The organism is Bifidobacterium favimelis (assembly GCF_037963085.1).
In the GTDB taxonomy this organism is placed as follows: Bacteria; Actinomycetota; Actinomycetes; order Actinomycetales; family Bifidobacteriaceae; genus Bombiscardovia; species Bombiscardovia favimelis.
The window spans coordinates 910,573-930,611 of sequence record NZ_JBANDZ010000001.1 but is presented as its reverse complement, the minus strand read 5'-3'; the positions used below and the strand labels follow the sequence as shown (position 1 = coordinate 930,611).

Here is a 20,039-nt window from a genome sequence, read left to right as displayed (position 1 = left end):
CTGGCCTGCCAGTGGTGATCCCCCTCCTTCAACCTCTGTGATTCGACTCCCACTGCTTGTAGAGCTTGACATCTTCGTCGAATTGAGCCTTGTCCGTGCTGAACCTGGTCTCCCCCGTGTCCATGTTGACAGTGACGAAGTAGAGCCAGTCCCCGCTCTCGGGATTCATCGCGGCCTGGATCGCGTCGTCGCCGGCACTCCCTATGGGGGTCGGGGGCAGCCCCTTGCGGATTCTGGTGTTATAGGGGTCCTGGGAGTTCTGGAGCATGGCGTTGGTCAATTTCAGGGCGGTGACGTTGTTGCTGTAGGCCACCGTGCTGTCCATGCCCAGGGGCATCCCCCTGCCCAACCGGTTGTCGATGACCCGGACCACCTTGGCGTAGTACTCGGCCTTGTTAACCTCGGCCTCCGTTATCGAAGCCACGTTGAGGATCCTTTGACGGTCCTCCCCCTCGGGAACCCCGAGCAGGTCGAGTTTGGCCGTCCTCCTCTCGACCATGGAGCGCAGGATCTTGTCGGCCGATCCCAACTTCTTCACGTCATACCTGCCGGGTTCGAACCAGCCCTCGAAATGGCCGCCGGCCTCTGATGGGAGGATGCCCCTGCCGCCGGAGGAGACGATGGCGTCGAAATCACCCTGTCCGACTCCCGAGAGCCTGGCCGCCCTGGCGATGACATCGCGGGCCCTGTCGCCGGAACGTACCTCCAGGAACCCTCCGGCCTTGGAGGGGTCGGTGAGGATGGCCACAACGTCGGAGGCCTTCATCCTGGTCTTGAGTTCGAAGGTGCCCGGAAAGAGCTTGTCGGCGAGTTGCTGGCCGTTGACCGACTGGACAAAGGCCCTCTGGGAGGCGACGATGCCGGCCTTCTCCAGGTTGGCGCCTATCTGTTGTGCACTCTGCCCCGTGTCCACGGAAAACTCGATGGGTGTCTCGCCCGGCCCGGGATAATCGTCCGCGACATCGCGCGAAGAACCGATGATCGGTCCCTGTCGGTGGATGCGGGAAACCAGGTAGGACACCCCGAGAATCAGGGCAATGGCCAGGAGGGCGGAGAGCAGGACCTTGAGCAGGTTCCTGCGTTTCCTGCTCTTCCTGTTCCGCCTTATCTCCCTGCGTGATCGCGGCGGCCTCGGGGGCAGGTCCATGTCGGATCCGGACGGACCCTCCCACTGGCCCCTGTCCTCAAAGAAGTCGTCCAAGTCTTCGACCAATTACAGCTCCTTGCCGCCTGCGCGCTCGTCGAGGGCCGATTGGAGCAGCACGACAGCGGACTGCTGATCGACCCTGGGTCTGTGCTGGCGACCGGCTACGCTTGCAGCGGATAACTGCCTGTGCGCGCTCACCGTCGTCAACCGTTCGTCTCGTAATGTTACACGAACCCCATGGCCTTCGGCCACCGGGGGTGCATCCAGAAGGCGGGCCAGGTTCCTCGCCCACCGGGATGCCTTCTTGGCGCTCTTGCCCTCCTGTCCGCTCAGAAGGAGGGGGTAGCCGACGACGACCTCCTCTACCAAGCGCTCATGGACCAGGTCCACCACCTGATCCAGGGCACGGAAGTAATCGCCGCCGACTTCTATGTTCCCGATGGGGTAGGCAAGGGTCAGTTCCGGGTCTGAAAGTGCCAGGCCCACACGGGCCTCGCCCAGGTCGACGCCCAACCAGACGGATGCGCTCATGTTGCCTGCCGGGCTCAAGCGGCCTGGACCTGGGAGTCCAGGGCCGAGAGGGCCTGGTCTATCTTTCCGGCATCCTGACCGCCGCCCTGGGCGAAGTCAGGCTTGCCGCCGCCTCCGCCACCGAGGATCTTGGAGGCCCCGCGCACCAGGTCGCCGGCCTTGATGCCCTGCTTGCGGGCCTTCTCATTGGTGGCCACCAGGATGACGGGCTTGCCCTCATCGCTCACCCCGGCCAGGGCGACGACCGTCGGATCCTCCTCGCCCAGCTGGGCCCTGACATCGGTCACCGTCTTGCGCAGGGCTTCGATCGAACCGAAATGCCCGACATTGCGCGACGCGACTTTGACGGGGGCGGGGGACCGACGGGCCTGGGAGACGATATCGGGAATGCTGCCCGCCAGCTGCTGCTCGTAGGAGGCCGCCAACCTGCGGTCGGACTCCTTCAACTTGTCGAGGAGGGCGGCCACCCTGTCAGCCAGTTCGTCTGGCCGTGCATTGAGTTTGTCGGAGAGCTGCGAGACAAGGGCGTGCTCACGCGCGTTGTACTCATAGGCACCCTGGCCTACCACGGCATCGACCCTGCGCACCCCGGTCCCGACGGAGGCCTCCGACATGATTGAGACGGCCCCGATCTTGCCGACGTGATCCACATGGGTGCCCCCGCAGAGCTCTCGGCTCCAGCCGTCCTCTCCGATGGAGACCACGCGGACCACGTCGCCGTATTTTTCGCCGAAGAGGTGCATGGCGCCCAGGGCTATGGCATCGTCGTATTTCATCTCCTGGGTGGTCACGGCCAGGTTGTCTCGCAACCGGTCGTTGACCCTGGCCTCGACGGCCTCCATGGCACTCCTGCTGGGGGCCTGCGACCATTGGAAGTCGAAGCGCAGACGGTTGGGGGCGTCCTCGGAACCACGTTGCGTCGCCTGTGGGCCCAACTCCTCGCGAAGGGCCTTGTGGACCATGTGGGTGGCCGTATGGGAGCGGGCTATGGCCCCCCTCCGGTCCCTGTCGATCGTGGCGGTGACCTGGGCGTCCAGGCAGAGCGTCCCTTCGACCAGACGGCACTGGTGGACGATCAGACCCTTGATCGGCTTCTGAACGTCGTCGACCTCCAGCACGGCACCATCATCGGAAAGGATCTCCCCCTGGTCGGCCAGCTGTCCGCCGGCCTCCGCGTAGAAGGGTGTCCTGTCGAGGATGACCTCGAGGGTGGCGGGAGCCGTGGCCGCGGGTACCTCGCCCTTGCCCTCCTGGATGATGCCGATCACACGGGAACGGCTGGAATAGTCCGTGTAACCCAGGAAGTCTATCGGGGCCTGGAGGGTCTTGCGGAAGTCGTCATAGACGCTGAGGTCGACATTGTGACGCTTCTTCAGGGCATCGGCCCGGGCCCTGGCCTTCTGTTCGGCCATGAGCTCCCGGAATTTGGCCTCGTCCACCTTCACGCCTTGTTCGGCCGCCATTTCCAGGGTCAGCTCGATCGGGAACCCGTAGGTGTCATGGAGGGTGAATGCGTCCTTGCCGCTGACTTCCGGAGTGGCCGTCTGTCCCTCCTGGCCGGCCTCATCTGACCGGGAGGTCCCCTTGGCCTCGTCCTTGGCCCTGGCGACGGCGGCATCGAGAATGGTCGTGCCCTTGCCCAGGGTCCTCCTGAAGGAGGCCTCCTCACCGTAAGCGGCTTCGGAGACCGCGGCGAATGTGTCGTTGAGCTCCGGGTAACTGGGTGCCATGGCATCCTTGGAGACGGGGAAGAGGCTGGGCAGGACCTCGTCGTTCACCCCCAGCATCTTCATGGAGCGGATGGACCGGCGCAGGAGGCGGCGGAGGACGTATCCACGCCCCTCGTTGCTGGGACGGACCCCGTCGCTCATGATCATGAGTGCGCTGCGGATGTGGTCGGCCACCACACGGAAGCGGACGTCGTCCGACTTGTCGTCCCCGTAGCGACGTCCCGAGAGGCGCTCGGCCTCCTCGATGACCGGGTAGACCTCGTCAGTCTCGTAGATGTTCTGTTTGCCTTGGAGGAGATAGGCCAGGCGCTCCAGGCCGGCGCCGGTGTCTATGTTCTTGTGCTCGAGCTCTCCCACGATGTGCAGGTCGGTCTTGGACTTGACGTTGTCGACCTCGTAGTTCTCGAAGACCAGATCCCAGATCTCTATGTAGCGGTTCTCGTCGGAGGAGGGCCCTCCCTCCCTGCCGTATTCGGGTCCGCGGTCCACGTAGATCTCGGAGCAGGGACCGCCGGGACCGGGGCCTCCCGTGGTCCAGAAGTTGTCCTCCATGCCCAGGATCTCCATGTGATCGGGGTCGAACCCCTCGTTCTTCCATATGGAACGGGCCTCATCGTCATCCGTGTAGGTGGTGACCCACAGCGTCTCCGGGTCGAACCCGTAACCGCCCTGGTCGCGGGACTTGGTCAGCAGGTCCCAGGCGTAATGGATGGCCTCCTCCTTGAAGTAGTCGCCGAAGGAGAAGTTGCCCAGCATCTGGAAGAAGGTGCCGTGCCGTGTGGTCTTGCCGACCTCGTCGATGTCAAGTGTCCTGACGCACTTCTGATTGCTGGCCATGCGGCTGCGGGGCGGGGTCTGCTCACCCAGGAGGTAGGGGATGAAGGGGACCATGCCCGCAATGGTGAACAGTGTGGTGGGGTTGGGGGAAATCAAAGACGCCGAGGGGGCCACCAGGTGCCCCTGCTTCTGGAAGTAATCGAGGAAGCGACTGGCTATCTCGGAAGTGCGCATATTGTCTGTAACTCCTTCGGATCGTGCAGGCAGGCACGACCTCGTCTTTCATGATGGGCGGACAGGTCCGTGCAGCCATCCGCCCTTGCATACCGATGCCCGACACAGCGGTGAAATCCGCCCAGTCCGACCGTTCTCTCATGACCGCGCCCGTCACGGGACAGGTTCTCGCCCACGTGCAACGACAAGCCAACCTTACCCTTGGACCAGCCCAGGGAAAAGTCAACTATGCCAGGGGAGATGGGGGCGCAGTCAGGGCTCTTCAGCCGTGGAAACGGTCGGTGTAACGCCGGTTCAGCTCGTCCTCGCGATACCGCATGGCAGTGGTGAACTCCCCCACGAGACCCGCCAGGGTCCTCTGAGGGACCCGATCCTGGTCCTCGCCCATGATGAACTCCCGAGCCCGCTTGGGGGTGTTGGCCCTGACATAGGCCTCCGCCTTGGATACGAGAATCACACCGGCGGCAGCACCGACACCGATCCAGAACAGTCGTTTGAACATCAGGCCCCCTTGGTTTCGGTGGTCGTGGCAGGGCCCGTCCCTGCCTCGTCTGGAGTGCCGGCAGCCCGATGGACCCCATCCGGCGCCGTCTTGCCGGCAGCGCCAGGGGCGGCATCCGCCCGGCGCCTGCCTCCGGAGAAGAAGGATCCGACGGTCTTTTTCAGGGCGTAGCAGGCGGCTGCCACCTTGATGACCGGCTTGCCCAGCATGGACCCATAGAGGTCCGTGAGGGCCCCCACGTTGGCGGCCGTCGTCGAGGCGGCGGCTGACACCTTGTTCAGATCGGACAGGGACTGGTTCAGCTGACTCACGGTCGTGGCCGATTCGTCCAGGGTGGGAACCGCATGGTCACCGGTCTGCTTGACCGTCTCGGCAAGCTGGTCGAAGAGCTTGCCCAGCCTGATCAAAGGGTAGATGAGAAACCCCGCCAGAACTGCGAAAGCGATGGCGGCTATCAGTCCGGCGATTTGCCCGATGTCCATCTGCAACCTTCTTCCCTCGAAAATAACACTCGGGGTTCAGGGTATCACGACGAGGGTATCGCAATGCGACCCTTCAACCTCACCTGCAGAGGTCGCTTCAGCGGTTCCGGGCCCCCTCAGGGCCCCATGCCGGCGGGCATGTCCTCAGGGTGGCATTCGGCCCCGCCACAGGCCGGCCTCCTGGCCTCACTGATTGTACGAGACCACTGTAAGAGCCCTTTCGAAGGGAAGATCCGTGTCCATATCGAACACGGTCACGCTTCCGTTGGCCGGCCTGACGCTCAGGTCATACCCCTTGCCGGCGAACCGGTGCATGAGGCTGAGCAGGGTGTTTCCGTGGGATATGAGAAGGACATGGTCCCCGTCCGCCAGACGGCCGTCGCCCGCTATCAGGGCGAAGCCCCCCTCGATCCGCTCCCAGTACTCGGCATCGGATTCGGCATCGGAGAAGGGATCGGCCTCTTTCAGGAAGTCCCTGGTGGCCCCAAGGCCGAAACGCTCGACGATTTCGTTGTAGGTCTTCGCACCATGGGGGGCGCCCGCGGCCCACCAGGCCAGGGACATGTCCTGCCCCTCGAAGTAGCCGTAGAACTGTTCCCGGAAGTGCATGTCGCTGACCAATTCCGGCCTGTCTGGGGTCAGGTTGGCGGACAGGATACGACGGGCCGTCTCCTGGGCCCGGGTGGTGTCCGAGCAGTAGGCGGCCCGGAAGGGCACCCCGGCCAGCTTGCGGCCGGCCCTGTCGGCGTCGTCCAGACCGTCCTCTGTCAGGGGTGCGTTGGTCCAACCCTGCAACCGGTTGTATCTGTTGAAGTAGGTCTGCCCATGGCGGACCGCGTGAATATGAAGCAGCATGGTCCCATTATCTCATTCCTGACCTCACCTCCAACGTTCCGGCCATGGATCGGCCTCATCCGCCGGCAGCCCCGCAACACGGTCAGGCCGAATGAGACCGTCCCCTCCCTCGGTGGATATACGAAAGGGCCCCCGGGTTGAACCCGGAGGCCCTTTCGGTCAGACTCTACGCATCAGCGTGCGTAGAACTCCACCACGTACTGGATGTTCACCTGGACGGGAATCTCCTCCTGCTCGGGCTTGCGCACCAGGGTGGCCTTCAGGGAGGCCAGGTCCACGTCAAGATAACCGGGGACCGCCGGGAGGACGTCACGGTGGACGCCTTCGGCCGCGATCTGGAAGGGAACCATGGTCTGGCTCTTGGGCTTGACCTGAATGGTCTGCCCGGGCTTGACCCGGTAAGAGGGGCGGTCCACGATGTTGCCGTCGACCAGGATGTGACGGTGGACCACGTACTGACGGGCCTGGGCGGTGGTGCGGGCGATGCCGGCACGCAGGACCAGGTTGTCCAGACGGCACTCCAACTCACGCATCATGGCTGCACCGGTCTGGCCGGACTCATGGGTGCCCCGCTCGTAGGCTGCCCTCAGCTGCTTCTCGGAGACGCCGTACTGCGCCCGCAGACGCTGCTTCTCGCGCAGACGGACCGCATAATCGGACTCGGTGCGGCGACGGGTGCGGCCATGCTCACCGGGGGCGTAAGGGCGCTTCTCGAAGAGGCGCTGGGCCTTCGGCGTCAGGGCGATGCCCAGGGCGCGGGACAGGCGGACCTGACGGCGCGCGCGCTGAATATTGGTCATGTTTGTTTATCCTCATCTTTCTGTCGTTATCTGAACGAAGACGGCCGTAGCCGTCGAGTCAGGCCTCTCCAATGCTTCATCGTGCCATGCACGAACGGCGTTGCCGCCGCCGACCCATTGACGGGCTGAGACTCCAGACAGGTTCGACTCCATCAGCCGAACCTTGACCAGTAAACCACCCCCAAGGGACAGATGCAACCACTCCCCCGCCCCCCCCCCTGCCGGCCGGACGGGGCCGGGGATTGCCGGACGGGGAAGGGGGCGGCTCCAGGGGCTTCCCTCCTGATGCCGATACCGCCTGTCCGCACGGCCGCATCCGCAACGACACGCCGCCGCCTCACAGGGCTCCCAGCCTGGATGTATGGTGCCCACTATCGTCAGGTGACCGAATTCGCGTCGCCGCACACATATCACAGGAAGGAGCACGGCATGTTAATCGGTTTCCGCGTGCAGCGCTCCTGCTACGGCTTCAACATCTGCCACGCGGACAGCGCGGATGGTGCCGGTGCGGACCGCCATACGGAACCCGGGCTCCCTGGACGTCATCATGAGGAAGGCCATGCATGTCGACATGCATGGCCTTCCTCTGTTATCGGGCCCTGTGCAGGTCTCTGGGAGAGGGGCGGAGCCCTTCTTCCGGCCCACACCGGCGCGGAAGGCCTTCGATGACTGTTTCCACGGCCGTAGACGAGAGAAGAAGCGACAGGAATCTGACCCGGTGGTACGCCCGGGTGAAAGGGGATCGCACATGACCGAGCAGGACGGACACAAGCCGGGGTCGGGGCGGCCGGCGACATCGCCGGAGGGGACCAACCCACTGACCGATATGGACGCTCCCATATCCTTCTGGAAGGGCCTGCCCTTTGGGCTCCAACATGTCATGGCCATGTTCGTGGCGAACCTGGCACCCATATTCCTGGTGGCGGCCGCAGCGAAGATGTCTCCGGCGCAGTCCGCCATGGTCATACAGAACGGCCTCCTGGTGGCCGGGCTGGGCACCTGCCTCCAGCTTTACCCCTTGTGGCGGGTGGGAGCCCGCCTGCCGATGGTGACCGGCATCTCCTTCACCTACGTGGCGGCGGCCGTGGCCATCGTCGCCCATCAGGGCTACGGGGCCGTGGTCGGCGCGGTCCTGGCCGGCGGTCTGGTGGAGCTCATACTGGGGCTGACGGCCGATCACTGGAAGCGGTTCGTGCCCCCGATCGTTTCGGCGGTCGTCGTCACCTCCATAGGCTTCTCCCTCCTGCAGGTCGGGGCCCAGTCCTTTGGCGGCGGTGCCGGCGCCCGGGATTTCGGAAGCTGGCAGAACCTGACCCTGGCGACGATCTCCCTGATAGCCTGCCTGGCCTTCCAACTCATCATGAAGGGGACGGCCAAGCAGCTGTCCGTCCTCTTCGGCCTGGTGGTCGGCTACCTGGCCGCCCTGACCATGGGTAAGGTCGATTTCACGGGATTCCACAATCTCCAGGCCGTATCCCTGCCCAGGTTCATCCCCTTCAAGCCGGAATTCGATGCCGGTGCCATCATCTCCTTCGCCCTCCTGTACGTTGTCTCCTCGGTGGAGGTGATCGGTGACACGACCGCCCTGTGCAAGGTGGGGATGGACCGCAGGCCGACGGACAGGGAGATGAGCGGCGCCATCGCCGGCGACGGTCTCATCTCCATTGTCTCCGGTGTTTTCGGCTGCCTGCCCCTCACTTCCTTCGCCCAGAACATCGGCCTGGTGTCGATGACCAAGGTGGTCAACCGTAAGGTGATTCTCTCGGGCGGGTGCATCCTGATCCTGGCCTCCTTCGTCCCCGGCGTCGCCGCCGCCTTCAACTCGCTGCCCCAGGCCGTCCTTGGAGGTTGCACGATCATGATGTTCGGCAACATCATGCTCTCCGGCTTCCAGATGATCGCCGAGGCAGGTTTCACCCAGCGTAACATCACGATAGCCGCCCTCTCCCTGACCATCGGCATAGGATTCACCCAGGTCAAGGAGATTTTCGTGGCCTTCCCGGCCCTATTCCGGTCGATCTTCGCCAACAACTGCATCGCCGTGGCCTTCGTGGTGGCCGTGGTCCTCAACCTGGTCCTGCCCGAGGAGGGAAGGTTCCAGGTGGCTCGATCCTGAGCCGGGACGAGACCGGGGAAAGCCCCGATCGAGGGAGGTCGGCATGTCGGCCGACCCGTCTGGCGCCGGGGCCGAGCCTGTCTTGGCCGGAATCTGCCGGACCGGGGAGCCTGACGACTTGTCACGGGCCGTTCGGAGCCCCGTCATCGGCCGCAGCCGGTCCTGGCTCTCAGGATCTCAGAGCTTTTCCAAGGGCGCCAGACGGAGCATGAGTCGCTTGACCCCGTCGGAGCCGAAATCCACGGTCAGCACGGAATTGCGGCCCTTGTCCTGAAGGTCGATGACCTTGCCCAGACCGTACTTGTCATGTGCGACCCGGTCCCCTACCTTGAAATCGGTTATGTCCAGGCCATTGCCGGCAGGAGCGGAACCGGAAGCGACGGACGGACCAGCCGCCGGGGACTGCTTCTTCCTGAAGACCGACGGGGCACGACGGGTGAAGACGCGACCGTTCCCGGACCCTCTTGAGGATGAGGATGCGGGACGCCGCCCCGAACCGGAGGAGGAACCGAAGGAACCGGAGCCCCCCAAGGCACGGGCGGAAGAACGGCCGTAGGAGGAACCGTATGAGGAACGGGCCGAGGAGGAACCGGCAAAAGGCGATCCCCCGAAGGCCGAGCCGAAGTCATCGTCTTCAAAGCCTCCGAATTCGTCCTCTCCCCCATCCAGGCCCCAACCGGCGCGCATACGTTCGGTTCCGGCCTCACGCCTCTTCCAGTCGATCAGATCGTCGGGGATGTCGTCCAGGAACTGGCTGGGGAGCATGTCATTGGCCTGACCCCATTGGGCCCTCACGGCCGCCCGCGTCAGGTAGAGCCTGCGCTTGGCCCTGGTCACCCCGACGTAGGCCAACCTGCGCTCCTCCTCCAACTCCGACTCGTCCTCCAGGCTCCTGGAATGGGGGAATGTCCCCTGCTCCATGCCCGTGAGGAAGACGACCGGGTACTCAAGCCCCTTGGCCGTGTGCAGGGTCATCAGGGTGATCTTGCCGGAATCGTCCCCTGCCCCGGGCAGCTGGTCCGAATCGGCCACCAGGGCCGTGGTTTCGAGGAAGGCCGCCAGGGAGGCGTCCGGTGTCTTCTGCTCGAACTCGGCCGCCACCGACTGCAGTTGGGAGAGGTTCTCCACCCTGGATTCGTCCTGTGGATCCTCCGACCTCTTCAACTGTTCCAACATACCCGAACGGTCCAGGACTTCAGCCACAATCTGCGAGGGATTGGAGTCGTGATCGGAGGCGAAGGCGGTCAGGTCCTCGATGGTCTCCCGGAAGGAGGCCAACCGCTTGGCGATCAGGCCCGAGACCCCCTCCACCTGGTCGGCGTGGACCACTCCCGACCAGAAGCTGCTGTTGTGCAGGTCTGCATACGATGCGGCCACAGCCTCCGCCCTGGGCCCCAAGCCCCGCTTCGGCACGTTCAGGATCCGCCTCATGTTCACGTCGTCATCCGGATTGGCAATGGCGTGCAGATAGGCCAGGGCATCCTTGATTTCCTTGCGCTCGTAGAACCGGGTCCCGCCTACGAGCTGATAGGGCAGACCCGCGTTGATGAGCGCCTCCTCCAGGGCCCTGGACTGGGCGTTGGCCCGGTACATGATGGCCATGTCGGAGTAAGCGATGCCCTCCTCCGAGCGGAGCCTGGCTATTTCCGTGGCGATCCAGGCCGCCTCCTGCTGGGCGTTGTCGGCGGCATAGCCGACGATCGGTTCCCCCTTGCCCAGAGCCGTCCACAGTTTCTTCGGTTTGCGCCCCGTGTTTTTGGAGATGATGGCGTTGGCGGCATCCAGGATGGTCTGGGTGGAACGGTAGTTCTGCTCCAACATGATGGTCCTGGCCTGGGGGAAGTCCTTCTCGAAGTCCTGGATGTTGCTGATGTCGGCGCCGCGGAAGGCGTAGATGGACTGGTCGGAATCCCCCACAACCGTGATCCATGCCTGACCGGTCCTGCCTGCCGCCAGGGGCCGGGCCCCACCCGTGGAAGCGGCCTGGGAGGGGGCTTTCTCAGGCGATGCTCCGTCCGCACCCGCCAATTCCCTCAAAAGGACGTACTGGGCGTGGTTGGTGTCCTGGTACTCGTCCACCAGGATGTAACGGAAGCGGTGATGATAATACTCGGCCACCATGGGGGCCTGGCGCAGGAGGTCGACCGTGCGCACGATCAGGTCGTCGAAGTCGACGGCGTTGGCCATGGCGAGACGGTGCTCATACTCCGCATAGACCACCGAATAGAGCTCCTCCTCATTGCCGAATCGGCCCACCACCTGCTGCCCCTTGAGGCCCGGCCGGTAGTCGGGGGCATACTCGGCCAGCTGCGTCTGCCAGGATTGGAGGTTGTTCTTGTAGTCGGATATGCGCGAGAGGATGCGGCGCGGGGTATAGCGCTTGAGGTCTATGTTCAGGTCCGCCCCGATCAGCTTGATCAGACGTTCGGAATCTGCCGTGTCGTATATGGAGAAACCGGACTTGAGCCCGATTTCCTTCCCGTCGCGCCTGAGTATGCGTACACAGGCCGAGTGGAAGGTGGACACCCACATGCGTTCGGCGACCGGTCCGATCAGGGAGGACAGCCGTTCGCGCATTTCCGAGGCCGCCTTGTTGGTGAAGGTGATGGCCAGAATCTGACTGGGCCAGGCCCCGAACTGACTGAGGATCCAGGCTATGCGGCGTGTGAGCACCCTGGTCTTGCCCGAGCCGGCCCCGGCGCCGATCAGCAGGGCGGGACCCCGGTACTGGACCGCCTTGGCCTGTTGCGGGTTGAGGCCTTCCAGCAACTCATCCGCGCTGCGCTGTACCTGATCGGCTTCCTCGTACACTTGCCACCTCTTGACGTCATCCACTGGGGCCCTGAGAGACCACACACCGAGTACCTATTTGTACCACAGACGAGGGGCATCCGCTCCGGGCGCCAAACAGATGGGCTGACATGGTCATGCCCCGGAAATCCGCCATTGGCGGCCCGGGGCATGACCAGCGAAGTCCCATTCGGAACGGGTCCGGATCAGTTGTTGCGCATCTGATCCTTGGCGTTGTTGAAAGCTTCCGTGGCGCCCTGTTCCGCCTTGGCCTTTCCGACGTTGGCATCGGCCTTGGCCTGATCGACCTTGTCCGAAGCGGCGTCCTTGGCATCGCCCAACTTGTCCTGGGCGGCATCCTTGGCATCGCTGGCCTTGTCCTGGGCGGCGTCCTTGGCATCGCTGGCCTTGTCCTGGGCAGCGTCCTTGAGGTCACCTGCCTTGTCGACGACTGCATCCTTCATGTCACCGGCGGCATCGGAAATCTTCTCGCCTGCGGACTTCATGGCATCCTTCGCATCATCCCAAATCCCCATATGATCCTCCTTATTCGTGGCGCAACAGTGTGATGCGCCCACCTTTCGGCTCAAATTTCACTGTAACAAGGCAGGACATGAAATCCCGGCATTGGAAGCTTGTACACGCCCAGGCCATCGGGGACGGCCAAGGGGCAGAAGGAACGGAACGGCCGTTAGGTCATGCTGGGCCTGTATCTTGGTAGCCAACATCCGGCAACGTATGAGGTCGCCGACGGGCTGACCGCCGACAGGCCCTTGCACTGCCGGCCGCACACAGGCACCATACGAAGGACGGCAATGAAGGAACTCGAGGACAGGATACGTCGTGACGGCACGGTCAAACCCGGCAATGTGCTCAAGGTGGATGCCTTTCTCAACCACCAGTGCGATGTGGCCCTGTTCGACAGGATGGGACAGGAGTGGGCCAGGCTCTTCTCCGGCAAGCGGATCGACAAGATTCTGACCATCGAGGCCTCGGGCATCGGCATAGCCTGTGTTGCGGCGAGACACTTCGGCAATGTCCCGGTGGTCTTTGCCAAGAAGACCCAGTCGATCAACCTGGACGGGGACCAATACGTCTCGAGCATTTACTCCTACACCAAGCAGAGGGAGTACCCGGTAATCGTGGCCAAACGCTTCCTCAGCCAGGGTGACCATGTCCTGCTGATAGACGACTTCCTGGCCAAGGGGAACGCACTGCACGGCCTGATCGACATCTGCCATCACGCCCAGGCCGTAATCGAGGGAATCGGCATCGCGGTCGAGAAGGGGTTCCAGGAGGGCGGCAGGACTCTCAGGGCCGAGGGGTACGATGTGCAGTCCCTGGCCATCGTCGAGGCCATGGACGCCAGCACCGGCGAAATCACCTTCGGAAGCAGGGAGGGCTGATCGGCGGGAGTCAGCCTTCCAGCCGCCTGGCCTCCAACAGGATGTCCCGCGCCGCCACGGGGACCCTGCCCAGGGGGTCGGGACCGATGTTGAGCAGGTAGTTGATCCCCATGCCGTTGAGTCTGGTCTTGTAGTCATGAATCGTCTGCGGGTTCTTCCAGTCCTGGTCATGGTAGGAGAACCCCCAACTGTCGTTGATGGTCCCCGCGGACTCGTACAGACCCAGGGGTGAGGGCTTGAAACCGTTCACGCCGTTGTAGTCGACCTCCCGGGATTCCTTCCCTTCGTCAGCCCCCATACGCTCTCCCTGCCGGACCTCCTGCCCGGCGGGAATCTCATTGTCACCCAGACTCACATAGTCGTACCGTCCGTTTCCCAGGCGGGAGTTGATCAGGCAGTCCGGCTGGAGCCGCTTGACGGTCTCGTAGATGGTCTGACTCTGATTCTGACTGAGTGTCATCGGCATGTCGAACCAGGCCAGGGCTATGTCGCCGTAACCGCTCATGATCTCCTCGATTTGCGGGATGATCTTGCTCTCGAAGACCCTGTCATATGACTTGTTGCCTGTGAAATCCCAGCTGTTGTCCCAGGTGGTTCCGGCCGTCTCCACATCATTGGAAAGATAGCCGCCCCCGTCCGGTTCGTGCCAGTCCAGATCCTGAGAGTAATAGATGCCGAACTTGAGACCGGCCCTCCGGCAGGCCTGGGAGAGCTCCCCCACCACATCCCGGTGGAAGGGGGTGGCATCGACGACGTTGTAAGAGTCCACCTGAGAGTGGTACATGGCGAATCCGTCATGGTGCTTGGCCGTGACCACCAGATACTGCATCCCGCAACGCCTGGCCAGGTCGACCAGGTCATCAGGGTCGAAGGCGATGGGGTTGAAGGCCCCGGCCAGCTTCTCGTACTCCCTGTTCGGTATGCGCATGGCCGACTGGATCCACTCGGCATAGGGGTCGCAGTGGCGCCCCCGGTATTCACCGGCCAAAAGCGAATAGAGCCCCCAATGAATCATCATCCCGTATTTGGCCTGACGGAACCATTCGACGTTTCCTGCGGTCATCTTTGCTCCCCTTCAATCGGCTCCACTGCCTCGCGTCAGCGCATACAGGAAGATGGTAACAGGAACCGTCTCCAGACCTGCCGACCTGCTTGCCAACCACCTGCCCAAGGCGGGATACTGATGGGGAGGGAAATCAGGGACCAATCGAAGGGCGGCGGAGCCGTGGCAATGGAGACAGGAAATCCCGGTCTGAAAGACACCAGGACCTGGGGGGTCATAGCGACATGGCAGATGGCCCTTTCGGGCACGGCTCAGGCCGGGGAGATCCTCAACGGGGGCGGCGGTGCCGGGGATGCCGTGGAGGCCCTGATCAGACAGGTGGAAGCCTGTCCCGAATACACCTCCGTGGGTTATGGGGGCCTGCCCAACCGGGAGGGGGTGGTCGAGTTGGATGCCGCTTACATGGACGGCGACTCCCTGGCCCAGGGGGCAGTCGCCGGCATACGGCAGGTCCGCCATCCCGTCAGTGTGGCCAGGTCCCTCAGCGCAAGGCATGCCAACAGTTTCCTGGTCGGTGATGGGGCCGGCAGGTACGCCCGGGACGGCGGCTTCGAGATGGCGGACATGCTGACCGACCGGGCCCGTAACACCTGGCAGGATCGTCTGAAAGGGACCGAGGGAGGTGCGGCGGCCCCCTATGACGGGCATGACACGGTCGGCGCCCTGGCCCTGGATGGAGCCGGTTCAATGGCGGCCGCCACTTCGACCTCTGGCCTGTTCATGAAGGATCCCGGTCGTGTGGGCGACTCTCCCCTGCCGGGGTCAGGCTTTTACGCCGACAGCCAGGCAGGGGCCGCCGCCGCCACGGGCCTTGGCGAGGACATCATGAAGGGCTGTCTCTCCTACGAAATCGTCCGCAGGATGCGTGAGGGAGCCGATCCGCAGGAGGCCTGCGACCGGGCCGTCTACCCCTTTGTGGAGACGCTCAGAAGGCGTTACGGGAAGGTGGGCGAGATATCCCTGATCGCCATCGACCCGGTCGGCCGGTTCGGCGTGGCCACCAACGTGGACTTCACCTTCTGCCTGGCAGAACCGGACCGCCCCGCATCCGTCTTCTCGGCGGCCCCGGACGGGCAGGGCGGGACGAGATTCCAAACGGTACGGAGTGATTCAGATGAGTGACCCGGACATGAATGATCTCAAGGCTGGCCCTCGCGTCGGCACCGACCACCTGGCGGAAAAGGGCCGGAGCCAGGCCGGGGCCGTCGTCCTGATCACCGGTGCCACGGGCGGCATAGGAGGCAGGACAGCCCGCCTCCTGGCCGGAATGGGCCACCATGTATACGGTGCCGGCCGCAGGAAGGCGGCGCTTGAAGAGCTGGCAGGGTGCGGGGTACATCCCCTGGTCATGGACATGACCGATGAGGGGACGCTCCAGAAAGCCGTTTCTTCCGTCCTGGCCCGTGAAGGCAGGATCGACGTCCTCATCAACGATGCCGGTTACGGTTCCTATGGGGCCGTGGAGGACGTCCCCCTTGAGGAGGTCAGGCATCAGTTCGAGGTCAATCTCTTCGGCCTGGCCCGGCTGACCCAGCTGGTCCTCCCCACGATGAGGAGGAGGGGGAAGGGAAGGATCATCAACGTGTCCTCCATGGCCGGCAGGATGACCACCTACATGGGGGCCTGGTACCACGCCACCAAGTACGCCCTGGAGGCCTTCAGCGATGCCCTGAGGATGGAAACGGCCCCTTTCGGCATCGACGTGGTCCTGGTGGAACCCGGTTGCATCAAGACCGACTGGGGGCCCATCGCGGCCAGGCACCTGGAAGAGTCGGCCGGACGGGGCCCCTACGCTGCCCAGTCCCGAAAGGCGGCCGAAGGACTGCGCAGACTCTACGGGAGCGCCCTGGTCTCCGACCCGGGCCTGATCGCCCGGACCATGGTCAAAGCGATCCGGTCGGCAAGGCCCAAAACCCGCTATCTGGTGGGGATGGGAGCCAGACCCCTGGTCGCCCTCCATGCCCTTCTGCCGGACAGGGCCTTCGACTGGCTCATGGTCCACGCCTCCGACCAATGGGTGGCCGATCTGGCGTCAGTCATCCGGTCAATCCCCAATCTGCCGGAAAGGACCGCCCGCCTGTGAGCCTTCTGCCGACGCAGGGTTCATTATCCCTTGTCTTGCATTCCGCACCACATGAAACCTCCCGATGAACTGTTCATCCCTCTGAAACCCGAAAGGAACGGGACCGAGAAGCGGAAACCCCTTGTGTGTGGTCGCATGACGGCAATTATAATCTTGACTCGAGGGGAAACCGGGAGACGTCAACAGTTGACGACCACCCTCAGGTGACCGGTCTTGAGTACTTAAGAAAGGTGCGAACATGGAAACTGCAATAACCGATATCCGATGCACTTGGATGGACTTCTATGAGGAGCTGGCTGACAGGTTACTGGATTTCAGAGACGATAGGAAGGAATTGATCGATCGTCTGCAGAAGGTTTTCGCCGCTGAGAACCTGACGCTACCTAAGTTGGATACCTACGAGGTGCCTGCAGACATCGACCCCTTTACGGTCTTCGGCCTCTTCAATAAGGGACTCAGCGACGTCAACAGGAAAAAGGTGGCCGCCGGCCTTGCCAATGAGTTCCATCTTGCAGCCCCCCTGCCGGAAGCCTTCGTCGGCATACCCACGCTCAACAACCTCAACGCAACCTTCTATGCTTTCTCCGGCCATCCCCGTCGAAAGGAGGGGGACATCGACCGCTTGTGGACCGTCTTTGAGGCTGCCCTAGCCTATGCCGACAATCCGCACGAAGCGACAGAGACCGGATTCATCTCTGCCTATGATGCGGTCCTCCACCAGTTCAGCATCAGTTGGAAGATGACCATGGGACTGTACTGGATCCGCCCCAATGTGTTTGCCAACCTTGATTCGCGTAACCGCTGGTTCCTCGGGTTGCCCGGGAACATGCCCCAGAACATAAACAACGAGATCAGATCGCTGAAAGCCGTACCCGAGGCGGCGGAGTACCTGGCTCTTTGCAGCCAAATACTCGAAGCAATGAACACAGGGGCATACAGGTACAGGACTTTCCCGGAACTTTCGGCCTGTGCTTGGCTGACATCGCAAAAGGTCAATCAGCAGAACAAGGAACGGGAGAAGGAGCGTGAGAAGGCCTCACAGGACAACTCCCTCGGTGATGCCGACATTGAGACCGTGCACTACTGGCTCTACTCTCCAGGTGAAGGCGGGGAAAAATGGGACGAATTCTTCGAAAGTGGAACGATGCGTCTGGGCTGGGGCAAACTTGAAAATCTGAACGACTACGCCAGCAAGGATGACATTCGGCGCGCCCTTCTTGCCCAATACAGCGACAAGACATCACAAAAGAAACCTGCACTCGCCCTGTGGCAGTTCGCCCATGACGTGAAGCCCGGAGATGTGGTCTTCGCAATGCGGGGACGCGGCGAGTTATTGGGCCGCGGCATCGTCGAGGACGACTACGAATACGACGAGAAGGGCGGATACTACCCTCACCTCCGCCATGTGAAGTGGACACACAAGGGCGACTGGCATATCGATGACAAGCCTGCCGAAAGTGTCCTTGCGGAAGTGACCGACTATACAACCCTCGTGAATGAGCTATGCGCCTTCTTCGACGATGCAGGTGGAGAAACGGAGACCGGGGAGCAACCGGTCGATTACCCCCCGTACAGTCCCGAAGATTTCCTCTCCGAGGTATACATGGACGAAGCAACCTACGATGATCTCGCCGGCGTTCTGCGCTCAAAGAAGAACATCATCCTACAGGGAGCCCCGGGCGTAGGTAAGACGTTCGCGGCCAAGAGGCTGGCCTACTCGATGGCAGGGGTGAAAGATCCAGAGCGCGTGACGATGGTGCAATTCCATCAGAGTTACAGCTACGAGGACTTCATCGAGGGTTTCCGGCCTTCTGCCGACGGATTCAAACTGGTGAAGGGCAGCTTCTACACATTCTGCAAGAGGGCTCAAAACGATTCGGACAAGGACTACTTCTTCATCATCGATGAAATCAACCGCGGCAACCTCTCGAAGATCTTCGGAGAGTTGTTCATGCTCATCGAAAACGACAAGCGCGGACCCAAGAACAAGCTGCAGCTGCTCTATTCTCATGAGCTCTTTTATGTACCGAGCAACCTGTATATCATCGGGATGATGAACACTGCCGACCGTTCGCTCGCCATGCTCGACTATGCCTTGCGCCGTCGTTTTGCCTTCTTCGACCTGCTCCCGGCTTTTGACTCTGCGGGATTCGTCTCTTACCGCAATGGTCTGAAGAGCGCAAAACTCAACAGACTTATCGAGTGCGTGGTCAGTCTGAACGAGGCAATCGCACAGGATGAAACTTTGGGGAGGGGATTCTGCATCGGCCACAGCTACTTCTGCGGCATGGACGCCGAGGACGTCACCGACGCCAAGCTCTCCTCCATCGTGGAGTATGAGCTGGTCCCGATGTTGCGTGAGTACTGGTTCGATAATCCTTCCAAGTCGAATGAATGGGCCGACAAGTTGCGCAGGTCCATCAAATGATCCGCATACAGAACATCTACTACATGCTCGCATATGCCTTCCAGGTACTGCGCGAACAGGGTTACAGAGATGTCGCCACCGAAGAGTTCACAAATACCGCCGAACTTTGTGCAGCGATACTGGAACAGGGAGTGAAAACACAACTCAAACGCGGCCTGGGACGGGCCTATGTGGACCGTACAGAGGCGCTCTCCTCCCCGCGAGGCAAAATCGAACTCTCGGAATCGGTCAAAACGAGCGCGCTGTTGCGAAGGCAGCTGGTGTGCGACTACGACGAATTCAGTGTGGACACACCCATGAACCAAATCCTTAAAGCGACCATCAAGGTCCTCATAGGCTCGGACATCGCCAAGGCCCGCAAAAAGGGGCTCAGGCAGCTGCTTGTGTACTTTTCGGACGTGAGCGACATCGACATTGAAACCGTTGACTGGCACATGCGGTTCGATCGCAACAACCAGACCTATCGCATGCTGATGAACGTATGTTGGCTTGTGGTTGAAGGCCTGCTGCAGACGCAGTCCGATGGGACCACCCGCATGATGGACTTCTTCGACGACCAGCGAATGTATCACCTGTACGAGAAGTTCATCCTCGGGTACTACAAACGAGAACATCCCGAGCTGAAGGCCGGGGCTCCAAACATCAAATGGGCGCTTGATGACGGGTTCGAGGACATGCTGCCCTCCATGAGGAGCGACATCACACTGACGAGGGGCGGCACCGTCCTCATCATCGACGCGAAGTATTACTCGCACACGACGCAGGTACACTTCGACAGGCACAGTGTGCACTCCTCCAACCTGTATCAGATCTTCACCTACGTGAAGAACAAGGAAGCTGAACTTGAGAGGGAGCGTAAGCCTCACGTCGTCTCGGGCATGCTCCTCTACGCCTTGACAGACGAGGAGGCACATCCCGATGGTGTCTACCAGATGAGCGGTAACCAGATCAGCGTGAAGACCCTTGACCTGGGGCAACCCTTCCATGTCATCCGCAACCAGCTTGACGACATCGTCGAAGACCACTTCATAACCAGCACGAAGGTCATAAGCACATGAAAGCGGCAATGCGGACAAGACAGCCAGGGAGACAGCA

At 62.2% G+C, this 20,039-nt stretch carries 16 protein-coding genes; 6 read left to right on the top strand and 10 right to left on the bottom strand.

The window, feature by feature from the left end:
* Positions 1 to 28 precede the first annotated feature (28 nt).
* The 7 genes from mltG to rpsD all read right to left on the bottom strand — a co-directional run bounded on the left by mltG (position 29) and on the right by rpsD (position 7,058).
* Positions 29 to 1,213, bottom strand: coding sequence for an endolytic transglycosylase MltG (gene mltG / locus V6584_RS03770; RefSeq protein WP_340469118.1), 1,185 nt, complete (start codon positions 1,211 to 1,213; stop codon positions 29 to 31).
* Entirely contained in the window at positions 1,214 to 1,678 is a 465-nt protein-coding gene (gene ruvX, locus V6584_RS03765) for a Holliday junction resolvase RuvX (RefSeq protein ID WP_340469117.1), read from the bottom strand.
* A gap of 14 nt (positions 1,679 to 1,692) precedes the next feature.
* Positions 1,693 to 4,419, bottom strand: coding sequence for an alanine--tRNA ligase (gene alaS, locus V6584_RS03760; protein ID WP_340469116.1), 2,727 nt, complete (start codon positions 4,417 to 4,419; stop codon positions 1,693 to 1,695).
* A gap of 262 nt (positions 4,420 to 4,681) precedes the next feature.
* Positions 4,682 to 4,921, bottom strand: a complete 240-nt coding sequence (locus tag V6584_RS03755; protein WP_340469115.1) for a hypothetical protein — start codon at positions 4,919 to 4,921, stop codon at positions 4,682 to 4,684.
* Complete coding sequence (locus tag V6584_RS03750) at positions 4,921 to 5,403, bottom strand: DUF948 domain-containing protein (protein ID WP_340469114.1); 483 nt, start codon at positions 5,401 to 5,403, stop codon at positions 4,921 to 4,923. Before V6584_RS03750 ends, V6584_RS03755 begins: the two co-directional genes overlap by 1 nt.
* A gap of 186 nt (positions 5,404 to 5,589) precedes the next feature.
* Positions 5,590 to 6,258 carry a histidine phosphatase family protein gene (locus V6584_RS03745; RefSeq protein WP_340469113.1) on the bottom strand — a complete coding sequence of 223 codons (669 nt, stop codon included), beginning with the start codon at positions 6,256 to 6,258 and terminating at the stop codon, positions 5,590 to 5,592.
* A 173-nt stretch (positions 6,259 to 6,431) separates the two neighbouring features.
* Positions 6,432 to 7,058 carry a 30S ribosomal protein S4 gene (rpsD, locus tag V6584_RS03740; protein ID WP_340469112.1) on the bottom strand — a complete coding sequence of 209 codons (627 nt, stop codon included), beginning with the start codon at positions 7,056 to 7,058 and terminating at the stop codon, positions 6,432 to 6,434.
* Between the two features lie 826 nt (positions 7,059 to 7,884).
* Between rpsD and V6584_RS03735 the strand changes: the two genes are divergently transcribed.
* A complete protein-coding gene (locus tag V6584_RS03735) occupies positions 7,885 to 9,174 on the top strand; it encodes a nucleobase:cation symporter-2 family protein (protein ID WP_340469728.1) in 1,290 nt (429 codons plus the stop codon).
* Positions 9,175 to 9,351: 177 nt separating this feature from the next.
* On the opposite strand, the gene V6584_RS03730 is transcribed toward V6584_RS03735, so the two are convergent.
* On the bottom strand, positions 9,352 to 11,985 hold the full coding sequence (locus V6584_RS03730) for a UvrD-helicase domain-containing protein (protein ID WP_340469111.1): 2,634 nt from the start codon (positions 11,983 to 11,985) through the stop codon (positions 9,352 to 9,354).
* Between the two features lie 185 nt (positions 11,986 to 12,170).
* Positions 12,171 to 12,500 (bottom strand): hypothetical protein, encoded by a 330-nt coding sequence (locus V6584_RS03725; protein WP_340469110.1) that lies wholly within the window; start codon positions 12,498 to 12,500, stop codon positions 12,171 to 12,173.
* A 279-nt stretch (positions 12,501 to 12,779) separates the two neighbouring features.
* On the opposite strand from V6584_RS03725, the gene V6584_RS03720 reads away from it, so the two are divergent.
* Positions 12,780 to 13,370: a xanthine phosphoribosyltransferase gene (locus V6584_RS03720; RefSeq protein WP_340469109.1), complete on the top strand. Its 591-nt coding sequence runs from the start codon at positions 12,780 to 12,782 to the stop codon at positions 13,368 to 13,370.
* A gap of 10 nt (positions 13,371 to 13,380) precedes the next feature.
* Here the strand turns inward: V6584_RS03720 and V6584_RS03715 are convergent, their stop codons facing one another.
* On the bottom strand, positions 13,381 to 14,433 hold the full coding sequence (locus V6584_RS03715) for an alpha-L-fucosidase (RefSeq protein ID WP_340469107.1): 1,053 nt from the start codon (positions 14,431 to 14,433) through the stop codon (positions 13,381 to 13,383).
* A gap of 168 nt (positions 14,434 to 14,601) precedes the next feature.
* Between V6584_RS03715 and V6584_RS03710 the strand changes: the two genes are divergently transcribed.
* The 4 genes from V6584_RS03710 (at position 14,602) to mcrC (ending at position 20,002) form a co-directional block, all read left to right on the top strand.
* Positions 14,602 to 15,555: a glycosylasparaginase gene (locus tag V6584_RS03710; RefSeq protein ID WP_340469727.1), complete on the top strand. Its 954-nt coding sequence runs from the start codon at positions 14,602 to 14,604 to the stop codon at positions 15,553 to 15,555.
* Positions 15,556 to 15,562: 7 nt separating this feature from the next.
* Complete coding sequence (locus V6584_RS03705; RefSeq protein ID WP_340469105.1) at positions 15,563 to 16,516, top strand: oxidoreductase; 954 nt, start codon at positions 15,563 to 15,565, stop codon at positions 16,514 to 16,516.
* Positions 16,517 to 16,754: 238 nt separating this feature from the next.
* A complete protein-coding gene (locus V6584_RS03700) occupies positions 16,755 to 18,944 on the top strand; it encodes an AAA family ATPase (RefSeq protein ID WP_340469104.1) in 2,190 nt (729 codons plus the stop codon).
* Positions 18,911 to 20,002, top strand: coding sequence for a 5-methylcytosine-specific restriction endonuclease system specificity protein McrC (gene mcrC, locus V6584_RS03695; RefSeq protein ID WP_340469103.1), 1,092 nt, complete (start codon positions 18,911 to 18,913; stop codon positions 20,000 to 20,002). The genes V6584_RS03700 and mcrC overlap by 34 nt, the downstream gene beginning before the upstream one ends.
* Positions 20,003 to 20,039: the final 37 nt, after the last annotated feature.